14 protein-coding genes are annotated in these 15,985 nt (G+C 71.1%); 5 read left to right on the top strand and 9 right to left on the bottom strand.

Translation table 11 applies throughout. The features are described 5' to 3' along the window. Nucleotides 1–41 precede the first annotated feature (41 nt). The 3 genes from coaBC to CACI_RS26420 all read left to right on the top strand — a co-directional run bounded on the left by coaBC (nucleotide 42) and on the right by CACI_RS26420 (nucleotide 3,413). Nucleotides 42–1,265 (top strand): bifunctional phosphopantothenoylcysteine decarboxylase/phosphopantothenate--cysteine ligase CoaBC, encoded by a 1,224-nt coding sequence (coaBC, locus tag CACI_RS26430; RefSeq protein WP_015793931.1) that lies wholly within the window; start codon nucleotides 42–44, stop codon nucleotides 1,263–1,265. 126 nt (nucleotides 1,266–1,391) lie between these two features. Continuing rightward, nucleotides 1,392–2,591, top strand: coding sequence for a methionine adenosyltransferase (gene metK / locus CACI_RS26425; RefSeq protein ID WP_015793930.1), 1,200 nt, complete (start codon nucleotides 1,392–1,394; stop codon nucleotides 2,589–2,591). A 207-nt stretch (nucleotides 2,592–2,798) separates the two neighbouring features. Continuing rightward, entirely contained in the window at nucleotides 2,799–3,413 is a 615-nt protein-coding gene (locus tag CACI_RS26420; protein ID WP_015793929.1) for a TetR/AcrR family transcriptional regulator, read from the top strand. Nucleotides 3,414–3,593: 180 nt separating this feature from the next. On the opposite strand, the gene CACI_RS26415 is transcribed toward CACI_RS26420, so the two are convergent. The 4 genes from CACI_RS26415 to CACI_RS26400 all read right to left on the bottom strand — a co-directional run bounded on the left by CACI_RS26415 (nucleotide 3,594) and on the right by CACI_RS26400 (nucleotide 7,678). Continuing rightward, the gene (locus CACI_RS26415) at nucleotides 3,594–4,721 is read right to left on the bottom strand and encodes a Gfo/Idh/MocA family protein (protein ID WP_015793928.1); all 1,128 of its coding nucleotides are present in this window, start codon (nucleotides 4,719–4,721) and stop codon (nucleotides 3,594–3,596) included. Beyond that, nucleotides 4,718–5,470: a sugar phosphate isomerase/epimerase family protein gene (locus CACI_RS26410; RefSeq protein ID WP_015793927.1), complete on the bottom strand. Its 753-nt coding sequence runs from the start codon at nucleotides 5,468–5,470 to the stop codon at nucleotides 4,718–4,720. Before CACI_RS26410 ends, CACI_RS26415 begins: the two co-directional genes overlap by 4 nt. A gap of 101 nt (nucleotides 5,471–5,571) precedes the next feature. Beyond that, entirely contained in the window at nucleotides 5,572–6,492 is a 921-nt protein-coding gene (locus CACI_RS26405; RefSeq protein ID WP_015793926.1) for a sugar phosphate isomerase/epimerase family protein, read from the bottom strand. Nucleotide 6,493: 1 nt separating this feature from the next. After that, nucleotides 6,494–7,678 (bottom strand): Gfo/Idh/MocA family protein, encoded by a 1,185-nt coding sequence (locus CACI_RS26400; protein WP_015793925.1) that lies wholly within the window; start codon nucleotides 7,676–7,678, stop codon nucleotides 6,494–6,496. 173 nt (nucleotides 7,679–7,851) lie between these two features. On the opposite strand from CACI_RS26400, the gene CACI_RS26395 reads away from it, so the two are divergent. Beyond that, a complete protein-coding gene (locus CACI_RS26395; RefSeq protein ID WP_015793924.1) occupies nucleotides 7,852–9,030 on the top strand; it encodes an ROK family protein in 1,179 nt (392 codons plus the stop codon). 25 nt (nucleotides 9,031–9,055) lie between these two features. After that, nucleotides 9,056–9,958 carry a DUF3626 domain-containing protein gene (locus CACI_RS26390; RefSeq protein ID WP_015793923.1) on the top strand — a complete coding sequence of 301 codons (903 nt, stop codon included), beginning with the start codon at nucleotides 9,056–9,058 and terminating at the stop codon, nucleotides 9,956–9,958. A 101-nt stretch (nucleotides 9,959–10,059) separates the two neighbouring features. Here CACI_RS26390 and CACI_RS26385 read toward each other — a convergent pair whose 3' ends face one another. The 5 genes from CACI_RS26385 to CACI_RS26365 all read right to left on the bottom strand — a co-directional run bounded on the left by CACI_RS26385 (nucleotide 10,060) and on the right by CACI_RS26365 (nucleotide 15,829). Further along, nucleotides 10,060–11,079 carry a LacI family DNA-binding transcriptional regulator gene (locus CACI_RS26385; RefSeq protein ID WP_015793922.1) on the bottom strand — a complete coding sequence of 340 codons (1,020 nt, stop codon included), beginning with the start codon at nucleotides 11,077–11,079 and terminating at the stop codon, nucleotides 10,060–10,062. Continuing rightward, nucleotides 11,076–12,488 (bottom strand): GH1 family beta-glucosidase, encoded by a 1,413-nt coding sequence (locus CACI_RS26380; RefSeq protein WP_015793921.1) that lies wholly within the window; start codon nucleotides 12,486–12,488, stop codon nucleotides 11,076–11,078. The genes CACI_RS26385 and CACI_RS26380 overlap by 4 nt, the downstream gene beginning before the upstream one ends. Further along, on the bottom strand, nucleotides 12,485–13,378 hold the full coding sequence (locus tag CACI_RS26375; protein ID WP_015793920.1) for a carbohydrate ABC transporter permease: 894 nt from the start codon (nucleotides 13,376–13,378) through the stop codon (nucleotides 12,485–12,487). Before CACI_RS26375 ends, CACI_RS26380 begins: the two co-directional genes overlap by 4 nt. Before the next feature lie 15 nt (nucleotides 13,379–13,393). After that, nucleotides 13,394–14,368 carry a carbohydrate ABC transporter permease gene (locus CACI_RS26370; protein ID WP_015793919.1) on the bottom strand — a complete coding sequence of 325 codons (975 nt, stop codon included), beginning with the start codon at nucleotides 14,366–14,368 and terminating at the stop codon, nucleotides 13,394–13,396. Between the two features lie 144 nt (nucleotides 14,369–14,512). After that, entirely contained in the window at nucleotides 14,513–15,829 is a 1,317-nt protein-coding gene (locus tag CACI_RS26365; RefSeq protein WP_015793918.1) for an ABC transporter substrate-binding protein, read from the bottom strand. Nucleotides 15,830–15,985: the final 156 nt, after the last annotated feature.

Raw genomic sequence — 15,985 nt, 5'->3', positions numbered from 1 at the left:
CTGATCCCATTAGGGTCGGTAGCGTGAGTGAAGAATCTACGATGCCGCTGCCCAACGTCGTTCTCGGCGTGGGCGGCGGCATCGCCGCGTACAAGGCCTGCGAGCTGCTGCGGCTGTTCACCGAGTCCGGGCACGGCGTCACCGTCGTCCCCACCGCCTCCGCGCTGCACTTCGTCGGCGAGCCGACGTGGGCCGCGCTGTCCGGGCGACCGGTGGCCACCGAGGTCTGGGAGCGCGTGCACGAGGTGCCGCACGTGCGCCTCGGGCGGCACGCCGACCTGGTCGTCGTCGCTCCGGCCACGGCCGACCTGCTGGCCAAGGCGGCGCACGGCCTGGCCGACGACCTGCTGACCAACACCCTGCTCACCGCGACGTGCCCGGTGGTGTTCGCCCCGGCGATGCACACCGAGATGTGGGAGAACGCCGCCACGCAGGAGAACGTCGCCACCCTGCGCCGCCGCGGTCTGTACGTCATCGAGCCCGCCGTCGGCCGGCTGACCGGCGCCGACACCGGCAAGGGCCGGCTGCCGGACCCCTCGGCGATCTTCGAGTACTGCCGGTCGCTGCTGGCGCGCGGGACCGCCGAGCCGGACCTGGCCGGGCTGCACGTGGTGGTCTCGGCCGGCGGCACGCGCGAGCCGATCGACCCGGTGCGCTTCATCGGCAACCGCTCCTCCGGCAAGCAGGGGTTCGCGCTGGCGGGCACGGCTGCCGCCCGGGGCGCGCGGGTGACGCTGGTCGCCGCCAACACCTCGCTGGCCGATCCGGCCGGGGTCGATGTGGTGCGGGTGTCGACGACCGCCGAACTGCGCACCGCGGTGCGCGCCGCCGCGCGGGACGCGGACGTGGTCGTGATGGCCGCCGCGGTGGCCGACTTCCGGCCTCGCGAGGCAGCCGAGGCCAAGATCAAGAAGGCCGACGACAATTCGGCTCCCGAGATCCGGCTGGTCCAGAATCCGCACGTGCTGCGTGAGCTGGGTCACTCCCGGTCGCGGCCGGGGCAGACGGTGGTCGGGTTCGCCGCCGAGACCGGTGACGCGCAGGGGACGTGGCTGGAGCACGGCCGCGCCAAACTCGCCAAGTACGGCGTCGACCTGCTGATCGTCAACGAGGTCGGGGTGGACCTGACCTTCGGCGCCGATCACAGCGCGGCGGTCGTGATCGGCGCGGACGGCTCGGAGGAGCCGGTGGCCGACGGTCCGAAGGAGCGGCTCGCGGATGTGATCTGGGACCGGGTACTTAAGGTGCGCACCCCCAACGACTAAGCTGGGGGTGCGGTCGTTTCGATCATCGCGTCGCGAACGCGCCTGACCGGGCGCGTTCGTGCCGTTCGGGGAGCGGGGCGTCGCGCCGACCTGTAGTCAGCAGCCGCTGCGAACCTAGGAGTACCCATGTCCGGTACCGTCCGCCGCCTGTTCACCTCCGAATCGGTGACCGAGGGGCACCCCGACAAGATCGCCGACCAGATCAGCGACGCGATCCTCGACTCCCTGCTCAAGGACGACCCGAAGTCCCGGGTCGCCGTCGAGACCCTGCTCACCACCGGCCAGGTGCACATCGCCGGCGAGGTCACCACGACCGCGTACGCCGACATCCCGCGGCTGGTCCGCGACACGATCTTGAACATCGGCTACGACTCGTCCAAGAAGGGCTTCGACGGCGAGTCCTGCGGCGTGTCGGTGTCCATCGGCTCGCAGTCCCCGGACATCGCCCAGGGTGTGGACACCGCTTACGAGTCCCGCGTGGAAGGCGACACTGACGAGCTGGACCGCCAGGGCGCCGGCGACCAGGGCCTGATGTTCGGCTACGCCTGCACCGACACCCCGGAGCTGATGCCGCTGCCGATCGCGCTGGCGCACCGCCTGTCGCACCGGCTGGCCACGGTCCGCAAGGACGGCACCGTCCCCTACCTGCGCCCCGACGGCAAGACCCAGGTCACCATCGAGTACGACGGCCACAAGGCGGTCCGTCTGGACACCGTGGTCCTGTCCACCCAGCACGCCTCGGACATCGACCTGGACAACCTGCTCACGCCGGACATCCGCGAGCAGGTCGTGATGCCGGAGATCGACGCGCTGGAGCTGGACACCTCCGACTTCCGGCTGCTGGTGAACCCGACCGGCCGCTTCGAGATCGGCGGCCCGATGGGCGACGCCGGCCTGACCGGCCGCAAGATCATCGTGGACACCTACGGCGGCATGGCCCGGCACGGCGGCGGCGCCTTCTCGGGCAAGGACCCGTCGAAGGTGGACCGCTCGGCCGCGTACGCGATGCGCTGGGTGGCCAAGAACGTGGTCGCCGCGGGTCTGGCAGAGCGCTGCGAGGTGCAGGTCGCCTACGCCATCGGCAAGGCCGAGCCGGTGGGCCTGTTCGTGGAGACCTTCGGGACCGGCCTGGTGGAGGACGTGAAGATCCAGGAGGCGCTGCTGCAGGTCTTCGACCTCCGCCCGGCGGCCATCATCCGCGACCTGGACCTGCTGCGCCCGATCTACCAGCAGACCGCCGCCTACGGCCACTTCGGCCGCGACCTGCCGGACTTCACCTGGGAGCGCACCGACCGCGCCGAGGCGCTGAAGAAGGCCATCGGCTGACCGGCCGGCGAACGCACCGGCTGTCGAGCCCCGGCTCCCCTGAGAAGGGGAGCCGGGGCTTTTCCGTGGCGTGGGACGGGTTTTCGGCATCCGGTACCGATCAGTACCGTGTGATGTCAATGGATTGCGGTCAGAACGGTACCGACCGGTTCCATTCCACACGTCGGCGGTGGCGCCCTCGCGGAACAGGTCGGTACCATTTCGGCCATGGCGGTACAGGCGCGCGAGCGGTTGTTGACGGCGTCCGAAGAGCTGTTCTATGCCGAGGGAATCCGCGCGGTGGGCGTGGAGCGGATCCTGACGGCCTCGGGAGTGGGGCGCGCCTCGTTCTACCGGCACTTCGCCGGCAAGGACGAACTGGTGGTCGCCGTCCTGACCCGCACCGACGAACGCTGGCGCGAATGGCTGCGCGAAACCGTCACCGGATACGGACTGCCGCCCGCCGAACGCCCGATCGCGGTGTTCGACGCCCTGGGGGAGTGGCTCGACGGCGCGGGCCACCGCGGCTGCGCCTTCATCAACGCCATGGTCGAGGCCGCCGACCGCACCAGCCCGATCCACGAAGCCGCCGCCGCGCACAAGGAAGCGGTGACCGACTACCTCGCCCGCCTCCTGGCCGAAGCAGGCCGCGACGACCACGAAACCCTCGCCCCGGAACTGATGCTCCTCATCGAGGGCGCCCTGGTCACCTCCCAGCGCGAGGGCACCTCGGAGGCGGCGATCCGCGCCGGCCGCATCGCCCGCGTGCTGCTCGCGCGCCAGCCGGACCCGCGCGACGCGGTGCGGCGGCGGCTGCGGGTGGTGACCGGCGGGATGCGATAAGAGCTGAACGGCGATGCGCCTCATGGCGATCGTGCGGGCTCATCAGGGGACTGCCGCGACGAAAGCCCGGCTCCGCAGACTCTGAAGTCTGCGAAACCGGGCATTTCGCGCTCAAGCCCGAGCCAACTCGGCAGAACTCATTGACCTGTGAGTCAGAGCTCGCGCATCAAGCCCGTCGGCTTAAAGCGTCGCCTCCAGCGGATCCCATCCCTCCGGCAGCGCCTCCAGCTTCTCCGTCCACGCCGGCACGTCCAGGAACGCGGCTCCCTGTGCCGATGCGGCGATCGCCGTCATGACGTCCAGGACGTGCAGGGCCAGGTCGCCGGAGGCCCGGTGTGCGGCGCCGGTGCGGAGGGCTCGGGCCATGTCCAGGACGCCGATGCCGCGGCCGATGTCGGTGCCGGTGGCGGGGATCTCTTCGGCTTCCTGCACGCCGGGGCGGCGCAGGCGCAGGTTGCCGTCGAACTGGTTCGGGTCGGGGACCAGGAGGGTGCCCTCGGTGCCGGTGATCTCGATGCTCTGGCGGGACAGCGGTGAGTCGAAGCTGAAGGTGGTCGTGGCGCCGGCGCCGCCGCGGAACTCCAGCAGGGCCATGACGTGCGTCGGGACTTCGACCGGGAACGCTGTGCCGGCCTTGGGTCCGGAGCCGATCACGCGTGATTCCCGCGCCTTGTGGCCGCTGGCCGCCACCGCGCCGACCGGGCCGAGGAGCGAGACCAGGGCGGTCAGGTAGTACGGGCCCATGTCGAACAGCGGGCCCGCGCCGTGGGCGAACAGGAACTCCGGGCTCGGGTGCCAGGACTCCGGGCCCGGGCTCTGGAACGCGGCGTTGGCGGCGACCGGGGTGCCGATCAGGCCGGAGGTCACCGCGCGCAGGGCCGACTGGAGTCCCGCGCCGAGGAAGGTGTCCGGTGCGTTGCCCACCCGCACGCCGCGTGCCGCCGCCTCCGTCAGCACGCTCCGGGCCGCCGCCGGGTCCAGCGCGAGCGGCTTCTCGCCGTAGACGTGCTTGCCGGCGCTCACCGCGGCCAGCGCGACCTCGGCGTGCGCCGCCGGGATCGTGAGGTTCACGACCAGCTCGACCTCCGGCAGCGCCAGGATCTCGGCGACCGGGCCGGAGGCCGGGACGCCGAACTCGGCGGCGGCCGCCGCGGCGCGCTCGACGTCCAGGTCCGCGATCGCCACGACCTTCAGGTCCGGGAAGCGCGTCAGGTTCCGGAGATACTGCGAGCTGATGTTGCCCGCCCCGATGACCGCGACGCTGACCGGACCGCTCCGGCCGGTGCCGCCCCCGCCGATCTCGCTCACGTCCCCTCCAGATCGTTCACGTAAGCCAGGCTCTGCGCCAGCGCCTCGAAGATGTCCGTGGCGCATTCGTCGAACTCGATCACGCGCCAGGCGTCCGGCGCGGCGGCCAGGACCGCGGGCACCGGCATCGCGCCGGTGCCGACGGCGACGTTCGGCTCGCCCTTGACCGTCGGACCGTCCTTGACGTGCAGCGCCACCACGCGCTCGCCCAGGCGCTCCAGGACCGCCGCGGCATCCGCGCCGCCGACCGTGGCCCAGTAGGTGTCCACCTCGAAGACCACCGCCGGGTCGACCAGGTCGACCAGGATCTCCAGGGCGTGGCGGCCCTCCAGGACGGGCTCGAACTCCCACCAGTGGTTGTGGTAGCCGAACCGCAGTCCGGCCTCGGCGGCCTTCGCCGCCAGCGCGTTCAGCTGGTCCGCGGCGCGCTTGAGCCCGTCGTGGGTGGTGAACGTCTCCTCCGGGATGCCGGCCGGGAGGATCGCCAGGTCGGTGCCGATGGTGGCGAGGGCTTCGAACACCGGCCCGGTGTCCGGCTCGCGCACCAGCGCCATGGCGTGCGCGCCGGAGACGGACAGTCCCAGGTCGTCGGCCAGGGCGCGGAAGCCCGCCGGGTCCGTCGTCGGGTCGAAGGGCTCGACGGCGGTGAAGCCGATGTCGGCGAGGCGCTTCAGGGTGCCCTCGCGCTGGGAGATGTCGGTCAAGTGGTCGCGGACGGTGTAGAGCTGCACGCTCGGCTTGCGGGTCATGGTCAGGCCTTCTTCGAGTGTTAAGCGGTTCAGCGAAGTCCAGCGGTGTACAGCGTGCGCGCACCGTGATGCGCGCCGTGCGGGGGTGGTGCCGCGCCCGGCTACCCGACGATGAGCGGCGAGAGCGTGCGGTGGGCGATCCGCAGTCCCTGCTTGACCTTCTCCTCGGTGCCGCCCCACACCGGGTCCTCGTGCTCCACGCTCAGCACCCCGGTGAACCCGCCCTCGTACAGCGCGTCCACCACGCCGCTCCAGTCCACCTGCCCCAGGCCCGGCACGCGGTAGCGCCACCAGCCCTCGTCCCAGGGGTGCTCCCGGCTCAGGGTCTTGCCGAAGAAGCCGTAGCGGTCGCGCGCCAGCGGGTCCAGCTGGGTGTCCTTGGCCTGCGCGTGCGGGATGCGGTCGACGTAGGGCTTGAGCGCGGTCACCGGGTCGATCCCGATCCACAGCAGGTGCGAGGGGTCGTAGTTCAGGTAGAGCCCGAGCGAGAACATCCACTCCCACAGCTCGGGGGAGTAGGCGATGTTGCCGGGGTAGCCGTCGGGGTGCCAGCCCTCCATGACGCAGTTCTCGATGATGATCTTCACGCCGCGCTCCCCGGCGTAGTCGACCAGCCGCGGGAAGGTCTGCTCGGCCAGCGCGACGTTCTCCTTCACGCTCAGACCGGGGTGCCGGCCGATGAACGTGCCGACGGTCTCCACGCCGAGCAGCGCCGCGGCGTCCACCGCGTGCAGCACGTGCGCCGCGATCTCCTCGCGCCGTCCCTCGTCCGGGTGCAGGTTGTTCTCGTAGTACGCCAGCGAGGACAGGGTCAGCCGGTGCTTGGCGAACAGCTCGGTGACCTCCTCGGCCTGTCCGGCGCCGAAGTGCGCGACGTCGATGTGGCCGGCCTCGAACTCGCGCCCGCCGACCTTCGGCCAGACGGCGACTTCCAAGGCGGCGTAATCGTTTTCGGCGGCCCAGGCGGCGATGTCCGCCAGCGGGACCTGGGGCAGGCAGGCGGTCAGAAAGCCCAGTTTCATGTCAGGACACCTCGATCCAGGAGCGGTGCGCGGCGGAGTTCAGGACCGCGTCGGTGATGTGGGCGGTGCGGGCGGCGTCGGCGAAGGTCGGGAACGCCGGCGCCGTGCGCGCGGCCGTCTCCGGGTCCCGGATCGCGGCGTAGACGTCCGCGGTGAACGCGGCGAAGCAGTCGCGGTAGCCCCACGGGTGGCCGGCGGGCACCGCGTTGATCCTCCCCGCCTGCTCCGTCAGCGCGTCGCGGCGCACGATCTCGGTCCGGTCGCGCCCGCCCAGCAGCAGGGACTCGGGGTCCTCGCCGTCGTAGGACAGGCTGCGCTCGGCGCCGTCGATCTCGAACCAGAGCCGGTTCTTGCGCCCCGGCGAGACCTGCGAGACGACCAGGGCGCCGGTCGCGCCGCGGTCGGTGCGGAACAGGACCTGGACGGCGTCCTCGGTGGTGACGAAGGTTTCGGCGGACTGCGCCGAGTCCGCTGAGTCCGCCGAGTTCGCCGATTCGGCTGATTCCGCCGCGCTTTCGGTGCCGGTTCCGGTGAAAGTCTCCCGGCCGGCGGCCGAGCGCTTGGGCAGCACGGTCTGCGTCGCCGCGGTCAGCTCGCTGATCCGGTGCCCGCTGATCCACTCGACCAGGTCGCACCAGTGCGAGCCGATGTCGGCGAACGCCCGGGACGCCCCGCCGACGGCCGGGTCCACGCGCCAGTTGTTGTCCTCCGGACGCGCCAGCCAGTCCTGCAGATAGTGGCCGTGGATCAGGCGGATGTCGCCGATCTCCTCACGCCGCACCCGTTCGCGGGCCTCGACGGTCAGCGGGTGGTAGCGGTAGACCAGCGGGACCGCGTTCACCAACCCGGCGCGCGCCGCCAGCTCGACCAGGATGTCGGAGTCCGCGCCGGTCAGCGACAGCGGCTTCTCGCAGACCACATGCTTGCCGGCCGACAGCGCCGCGCGGACCAGCGGCCCGTGCAGCGCGTTCGGCGTGCAGACGTGCAGCACGTCGATCTCGTCGGCGATCGCCAACTCCTCGGCGGAGTCGAAGGCGCGGTCCGCTCCCACTCGCGGGACCGCGGCCTTCGACCGTTCCGGGGTGGAGGCCGCGACGCCGACGACGGATCCCCCGGAGCGGCGGATCGCGTCGGCGTGCACCGCCGCGACCATTCCCGCTCCGGCTATGCCCGCCCGCACCGTCATCTGCCCTCCCGAGCGCCGTTTCCCGCCTCGATCACCACCAGAGCCGACCCACACCGGCTCCGAGATCGACGATATGGCTGCTCTTTACGACTGACAAGAGGCATCATTAGGCTTAGTTCTGTCATAAAGAAGCGTCCGGCGCCTGTCCGCCGGACGCCGGCGGGAGGGGTCTGATGAACAGTGCGGCCAGGCGGCGCATGGCGTCGCTGAGCGAGCTCGCCGGGCTGGTCGCGGACGGTGCGGCGACCACCCGTTCGGCGATCGTCGGCGCCACCGGGCTCTCCCGGGCGGCCATAGCCCAGCGGGTGGACCTGCTCATCGAGCGCGGGCTGCTGGTCGAGACCGAGCCGGCGGCCACCGACCGCGGCCGCCCGCCGCTGGCGCTGGACCTGTCCGACGCCCGGATCGTGGTCGCCGGCTGCGATCTGGGCGCCACCCACAGCCGGCTGGCGGTCGCCACCTTGTCCGGGCGGGTGCTCGCCGAACGCGAGCGCGCCATCGACATCAACGCCGGTCCCGACGCCGTCCTGGCCGGGGTGCGCACCGACCTGGAGGAGCTGCTCGCCGCCGCCGGACGCCCGGCGGACCATCTGCGCGCGGTCGGGATCGGCGTCCCGGGCCCGGTGGAGTTCGCCAGCGGCACCGTGGTGCGCCCGCCGATCATGGCCGGCTGGGACGGCTGCCGGATCCCGGCGTACTTCGAGGGCCGCTACGCCGCTCCCGTGCTGGTCGACAACGACGTCAACGCGATGGCCCTCGGGGAGTACACGCACCGCCAGGCCAGCCGGCACCTGCTGTACGTCAAGGTCGGCACCGGCATCGGCTGCGGCATCGTCTCCGACGGCGTCCTGCACCGCGGCGCCTCCGGCGCGGCCGGCGACATCGGCCACATCCAGCTGCCCGGGCACGAGGACGTGCTCTGCCACTGCGGCAACACCGGCTGCGTGGAGGCGGTCGCCTCCGGCGCGGCGATAGCGGCGGCACTGCGGGCGCAGGGCGCCGACGCGGCGCGCGCCGCCGACGTGGTCCGCCTGGTCTCCGCCGGGCACGCCGCGGCCCGCCGCCACGTCCGGCTGGCCGGCCAGCGCATCGGCGAGGTCCTGGCCTCGCTGGTGTCCTTCCACAACCCGGACACCATCGTCATCGGCGGCATCCTCGCCAAGCTGCACGAGGACCTGCTCGCCGACGTGCGCGCGGTGATCTACCGCCGGGCGCTGCCGCTGGCCACCCGCAGCCTGGCGATCGAGACCTCGGTGCTGGGGGAGCGCGCCGGGATGCTCGGGGCGGTGCGGCTCGCGGCGCGGCACCTGCTGTCGGCGGAGGGGATGGCCGGAATCATCGGAGACGTGTGATCGTCGCCTGCGGCATACTGCCGCCATGCTGGGCGACACGGGTGACGCGGGTGACGCGGGTGACACAGGCGATGCGGGTGACGGGATCGTGGACTCGGCGCGGCGCGCGCTCGCCCACGTCACGGCGCGCTCGACCGGAGCGCCGGTGGACGCCGCACTGCGCGTCACGCTGAACTTCCACCCGGACCGGGGCGAGCCGCCGGTCCTGGCGGACCTCGCCGCGGCCGGGGTGTACCGCTCGCAGTTCGTCACCGGCACGAGCAACGGCGGGCTGACCGCGCACCCCGGCGGCGACCGCTGGCGCTGGGAGAGCCGCATCTTCGGCGGCGCGTACGACGACGCGGCGGCCGAGCAGCGGCCGGTCTACGGCGCGCTGAACTTCCGCGGCAAGGCCGTGGGAGCCGCGCCGCGCTTCGGATCGGCGTACTTCGTGCTCGACGCGCGGGCGCTGCGGCGCGCGACGTTCTGCTACCCGGACAGCTTCCTGGAACCGGAGCACTTCGGGGTGGCGACGGCGCTGGACCTGATCGGCCGGGCGCTCGCCGACACCGGCGCCGACGCCCTCGACGACTACATCGAGGCCCAGGTCCACGGCGAGGTGCGGCTGGACCGCGACGTCGAGGCGCTCGTGCTTGATCCCTGCTATCAGGGCACGGAGGTCGAGGAGCTGGCGGGCAAGCTGCCGTGCCGGGTCCAGTGGCATCCCGGGTTCCGGCTGACGCTGGAGGAGATGGCGCGGTATCCGGAATACCGCGGCCCGGAGTTCGTCGAGCTGGCGCGGGAGATAGCGCCCGACGGGCTGCTGACCCCGCGGGTGATCGGCGAGGCGGCCGCGACCGGCAAGCACGATCCGCAGGCGCTCAAGCGGGTGTGGCACTACCTCGCCCGGTTCGGTGCGCCGACTGCCGCCGGGCTGTCAGGAAACTGAAAGCGACCCGGCCGGATCCCTCACCACTCCGGCCGGGCCGCGTTGGGCGCCGGACTCCCATGCCGAGGAGCCCGGCAGCTTTGGGTGTTAGTTGCTCCAAGTCACGCCGAGGACCGCACCACCAGTGCGTTCGGCAGGACCACCGACTCCGGCGCGCGGTCGCCGGCGATCTGCCGCAGCAGCGAGGCGACCATCGCCCGCGCCATGGCCGACAGCGGCTGGTGGACCGTGGTCAGCGGCGGTTCGGTGAGTTCGGCGACGTCCAGGTCGTCGTAGCCGACCAGGGCCACGTCGTCCGGGACCCGGCGGCCGCCGGCGCGCAGCGCCCGCAGCGCGCCGGCCGCCATCAGGTCGCTGGCCGCGAACACGCCGTCCACGTCCGGCTCGCGGGCCAGCAGTTCGGTCATCGCGGCCTCCCCGGAGGCCATGCTGAAGTCGCCGCGGGCGACGATGCCCGGACCGTCCAGCGCCTGCCGGTAGCCCAGCAGGCGGTCCACGCCGGCGCACATGTCCGAGGGCCCGGCGATGGTGGCGATCTTCGTGCGCCCCAGCGCCTGCAGGTGGTGGGTGGCCTGGCGGGCGCCGTCCACACTGTCGGAGTCCACGTGCGGGATCGGCAGCGGGCTCATCGGGCGGCCCATCAGGACCACCGGCAGCGAGGCCAGAGACAGTTCCTTCACCAGCGGGTCGTCGCCGTGCAGCGACATCAGCATGACGCCGTCGACGTGCCCGCCGAGCAGGTAGCGGGTCAGCCGGCGGCGGCCGGAGTCCGCCGGGACCATCATCAGCACCAGCTGCAGATCGGTCTCGGCCAGCGCCTGGCCGATCGCGCGGGTGATACCGGCCAGCATCGGGTCGCTGAACACCCGCGCCTCCGGCTCGCTGACCACCAGGGCCACCGAGCCGGTGCGACGGGTCACCAGGGAGCGGGCAGCGCGGTTGGGGGAGTAGCCGAGGTCGGCGATGGCCGCCTCGACCGCGGCGCGGACCTCCGGGGAGACCTTCGCGCCGCCGTTGACCACCCGCGACACCGTGGCGCGGGAGACTCCGGCGGCTGCTGCCACCGTCTCCAGCGTCGGTGACGCGGTCCCGCCCGCACTGCTCCGGCTCCCCGCGCTCACAAACTGCTCCCGTTGCCCTCGACGATCCGGCGGTACCACTGTCCAGAGGCCTTCACGACGCGCTTCCCGGTCGCGAAATCGACACGCACGATGCCGAACCGCTTGGAGTATCCGTAGCTCCACTCGAAATTATCCAGCAGCGACCAGACGAAATACCCGCGCATGTCCACGCCGGCCGCCAGGGCGTCGCGAACGGCCGCGATGTGGGCCTGCAGATAGGCGATCCGGCGCGGGTCGTCCACCTCCCCGTCGGGTCCGGGGACGTCCTCGAACGCCGCGCCGTTCTCGGTCACCGCGATCGGTATCGGGCCGTAGTCGTTGTGGATCCGCAGCAGCAGGTCGACCAGGCCGGAGGGGTCCACGACCCAGTCCATCGCGGTCCGCTCGCCGTCCTGCCGGGCGAAGCGCACCGCGCCCTCGCTGCCCACCCACGGCGAGTACTCCGACTGGCCGTGGCCGTCGTCGCGCGGGCCGGCCTCGGCGCCCGGCGGCAGCGGCGCGGCGACCAGCGAGGGGTTGTAGAAGTTGATCCCCAGCTGGTCCACCTTGGCGCTGATCAGCTCCAGATCCCCGGGCTCGACGAAGGACCAGTCGGTCACCGCCGCCGTGTCGCGGATCAGGTCCTCCGGGTAGGCGCCGCGGAACACCGGGTCCAGGAAGACGCGGTTCTGGATCGCGTCGACCCGGCGCTGGGCGTCGGCGTCCTCCGGGGAGTCGGTCAGCGGCCGGAACTCGGTCGCGTTCAGCGTGATCGAGACCTGCGCCTCGGCCGGGAGCGTCTCGCGCAGCGCGCGCAGCGCCAGGCCGTGCCCGAGCAGCAGGTGGTGCGCCGCACGCAGCGCGACCTCCGGCTCGTGCCGGCCCGGGGCGTGCACGCCGGAGGCGTAGCCCAGGAACGCCGAGCAGAACGGCTCGTTCAGGGTGGTCCACTGCTTCACCCGGTCGGCGAAGCGCTCGGCCACCAGGCGCGCGTATTCGGCGAACCGGTAGGCGGTGTCGCGTGCGCCCCAGCCTCCGTCGTCCTCCACCGCCTGCGGCAGGTCCCAGTGGTAGAGGGTCAGCACCGGCTCGATGCCGGCGCCGAGCAGCTCGTCCACCAGCTCGTCGTAGAAGGCCAGCCCTTCGGCGTTGGCCGGTCCGCGCCCCGCCGGCTGCACGCGCGGCCAGGCGGTGGAGAACCGGTAGGCGCCCAGGCCCAGCTTGCCCATCAGGGCGACGTCCTCGCGGAACCGGTGGTAGTGGTCGGCGGCCACATCGCCGGTGTCGCCGGCCAGGACCTTGCCGGGGGTGCGGCTGAACGTGTCCCAGATCGACGGTCCGCGTCCGCCCTCGGCGGCCGCGCCCTCGATCTGGTACGCCGCCGTGGCCGCGCCCCACAGGAAGTTTTCTGGAAAGACCCCGTCGCTCATCCCTTGACCGCTCCTTGCATGATCCCGCCGACGATCTGCCGGCCCAGGACGATGAACACCGCGAGCACCGGCAGCGTCCCCAACAATGTGCCGGCCATGATGATCGACTCGTCCGGGACGTACCCGGACCCGAGGTTGTCGATGGCCACCTGCACCGTGGGGTTGTCGCTGGTCAGCACCACGATGGGCCAGAAGAAGTCGTTCCAGCTGGCCATGAAGGTCAGCATCCCGAGCACCGCCATCGCCGGCCGGGCGATGGGCACCACGACCGACAAAAAGATGCGCAGGGAGGAGGCGCCGTCCACCCGGCCGGCCTCGACCAGCTCGTCGGGCAGCGCGTTGAGCAGGTACTGCCGCATGAAGAACACGCCGAACGCGCTGACCAGCGTCGGGAAGATCACCGACTGCAGGTGGTCGCTCCAGCCGAGCTTGGTCATCAGCAGGAACAGCGGGACGATGCCCAGCTGGTAGGGCACCATCATGGTGCCGATGGTCAGACCCAGCAGGACGCTCCGGAACCGGAAGCGCAGCTTGGCGAAGGCGAACCCGGCCAGCGTGGAGAACATCACCGTGCCGGCCGCCACGCAGCCGGAGACGATGAGCGAGTTCACCAAGGCCTTGCCCATGTCCACGTTGTTCAGCGCGGCGTGGAAGTTCTTGAACAGGTTGCCGCCGGGCAGCCAGTTCGGCGGGACCTTGTTGATCTCGGTGTTCGAGGTCGAGGCCGCCAGGATGGTCCAGTAGAACGGGAAGATCGAGATCAGCACCACGACGGCGAGGATCACGTAGGTGAGCTTGGAGCCGTGCATCTGCTTGCCGGCCTGGTTCACGCCGCTCTTGCGGTCGCGGCGTTTGGCCCGCCGTGGGGCCGTCGGTATCACTGTCGCCATGTCAGCGCACGCTCCTCACTTCGCCGACCGCGTGCGGCGGGCCAACAGGGTGTTGATCAGGACGAACAGCACGATCATCAGGAACATCGCCCAGGCGATCGCGGCGGCCCGTCCCAGGTGTTGGTCGGTGAATCCGCGTTCGTAGAAGTACATGGACAGGGTCTGGTACTGCCGGCTCACGCCGCCCATCTCCGGGTTGCTGCCGCCGCCGCTGAACAGCAGCGGCTCGCCGAACAGCTGGCTGGCGCCGATGGTGGACACCACGATGGTGAACACGATCGTCGGGCGCAGGCCGGGGACGGTCACGTGGCGGAACTGCTGCCAGCGGTTCGCGCCGTCCATCGCCGCGCTCTCGTACTGCTCGGCGGGGATGGACTGCATCGCCGCCAGGTAGATCAGCGCGTTGTAGCCGGTCCAGCGCCAGGTGACGATCACCGAGATGGCGATCTGCGCCGACCAGGTGCCGTTCTGGAAGTCGATGGCGTGGATGCCCGCGAAGTGCAGGACCCAGTTGATGAAGCCGTAATCGCGGCCGAACAGCTGGGCGAAGACCAGGGTCGCGGCGGCCACCGACGTGGCGAACGGCGACAGGACCGCCACCCGCCAGAAGGTGCGGCCGCGCAGTTTGTAGTTCAGCAGGTGCGCCAGGCCCAGCGCCATCATCAGCTGCGGGACCGTGGAGAGCACACCCATCTGGAAGGTGTTGCGGAAGGCGTTCCAGAAGTTGTGGTCGCTCAGCAGGTCTGTGTAGTTCTTCAGGCCCACCCAGGTGGACTGGTCCGGGTTCTCCAGCTCGACCTTGTGCAGCGAGGTCCAGGCGGTCCAGATCAGCGGGTACAGACCGAAGGCCGCGAACAGGACGAAGAACGGGGAGACGAACGCGTAGGGGGAGAACTTCAGGTCCCACCGGGCCCGCCTACTGCGCCAGGAGCGGCCGCCCGGCGGGGGCAGGGCTTTCTCCAAGGGGGATTCTGTGGTCGCCACGGCCATGCTTCGTCCTCGTCATTCGCGTACGGGTTCGCTGCTGGAAGGGGGCGCGCCGGCGGGCGCGGCCTTGATCGGGAGGAGAATGGGCACCCGGCGGTCCGTCCTCACGCCCCGAGGACGGACCGCCGGCTGCCACCGGGTGATCGATCAGCCGCTGGTAGCGGCCTTGATGTCGGACAAGGCCTTCGTCCACGAGGCTTGCGGCGCCTGGCCCTGGGCCTCCACGCGGGTGATCGCCTTGGAGAAGGTGTCCTTGATCGTCCCGTCCTTGGCGCCGAGCACGGCCTGCGGGATCGTGGCCGCGGAGGCGGCGTAGATCTGACCCAGCGGCGAGTCGCCGAAGTAGGGGTCGGTGTGCGAGGCGATGGACGGGTCCTGGGCCGCCGTCTGCGAGGACGGGAAGTGGCCCTGGCTGGTGAACATGGTCTTCTGCTGGTCCGGGTTGGTCAGCCAGTTGATCAGGTCGTAGGCCTCCTTCTGGTGCTTGGAAGCCTTGGGGATGGCCAGGTAGGACCCGCCCCAGTCGCCGGTGCCGCCGGGGATCTTGGCCACGCCCCAGTCGCCGGTCATCGCCCCGGCCTCGCTCTTGATGTAGCCGGTCATCCACGCCGGGCACGCGATCGTGGCGAACGAGCCGGTGGTGAAGGCCTGGTTCCAGGCCGGCGTGAACTGGCTCAGCTTCGCGGTCAGACCCTGGGTGGACAGCTGCATCGCGATGTTCCAGGCGTTCTGCACGGCCGGGTTGGTGTCCGCGATCTCCTTGCCGGAGCTGTCGTAGTACTGGTTCGCCGACTGTCCGACGATCGCGTTGAACGTACCGCCGGCGGTGTCGGTCCAGGCCTGGTTGGCCGGAGCCTTCGCCTTGTACTTCAGCCCGGTCTGGACGTAGCTGTTCCAGTCCGGCCACAGCGCGCTGACACCGGCGCTGTCGGTCGGCAGGCCCGCGGCCTTGAACAGGTCGGTGCGGTAGCAGATGGCCAGCGGTCCGTAGTCCGTGCCCAGCGCCATGACCTTGCCGTCGGAGGTGGTCGCGGCGGACCACTTCGCCGGGTAGAAGTTGCTCTTCAGGCTCGCCGCGCCCAGGGAGTTCAGGTCGACGAACTTGCTGGAGAGGTTCTGGTCGACGTCGGCGATGCGGCCGACCTCGATGCCCTGGATGTCGTCCAGGCCGCTGCCGGCCGACAGGTGGGTCTGCAGCGAGGTGTAGTACTGGCCCTCGTCCTCGACGCTGTCTTCGACGATCTTGATGTTCGGGTGCAGCTTCATGTACTGGTCGTAAAGTCCGGCCTCCTTGAAGCCGAACGTCCCGAACAGGCCGACCTTCAGCGTGATCTGCTGGCCGCTGTCGGTGGTGGTCTTGGTGCTTGACGAGGACGACTTGCTGCTGCTGCACCCGGACGCGAGCATCGCGCCGGAGACGAGCAGGGCGATTGCCGCGGCAGAACGCTTCCGTGCCCTGAGCATTGTTAATGCCTCCTGAAGTGGACCGCGCGCGGCGGCCACGGAGTGAGGTGCGATGGAGTGAGAGCGCTCTCATCCGATTGTGCGCGAGGCGTGAGAGCGCTCTCATGGGATTGCTCAGAGGGTGCTCCGTGCGGCGGTGGGCGTCAAGGTTCCGTA

It is taken from the genome of Catenulispora acidiphila DSM 44928 (assembly GCF_000024025.1).
Lineage (GTDB): Bacteria > Actinomycetota > Actinomycetes > Streptomycetales > Catenulisporaceae > Catenulispora > Catenulispora acidiphila.
This window is presented reverse-complemented; position numbering and strand designations above follow the sequence as displayed.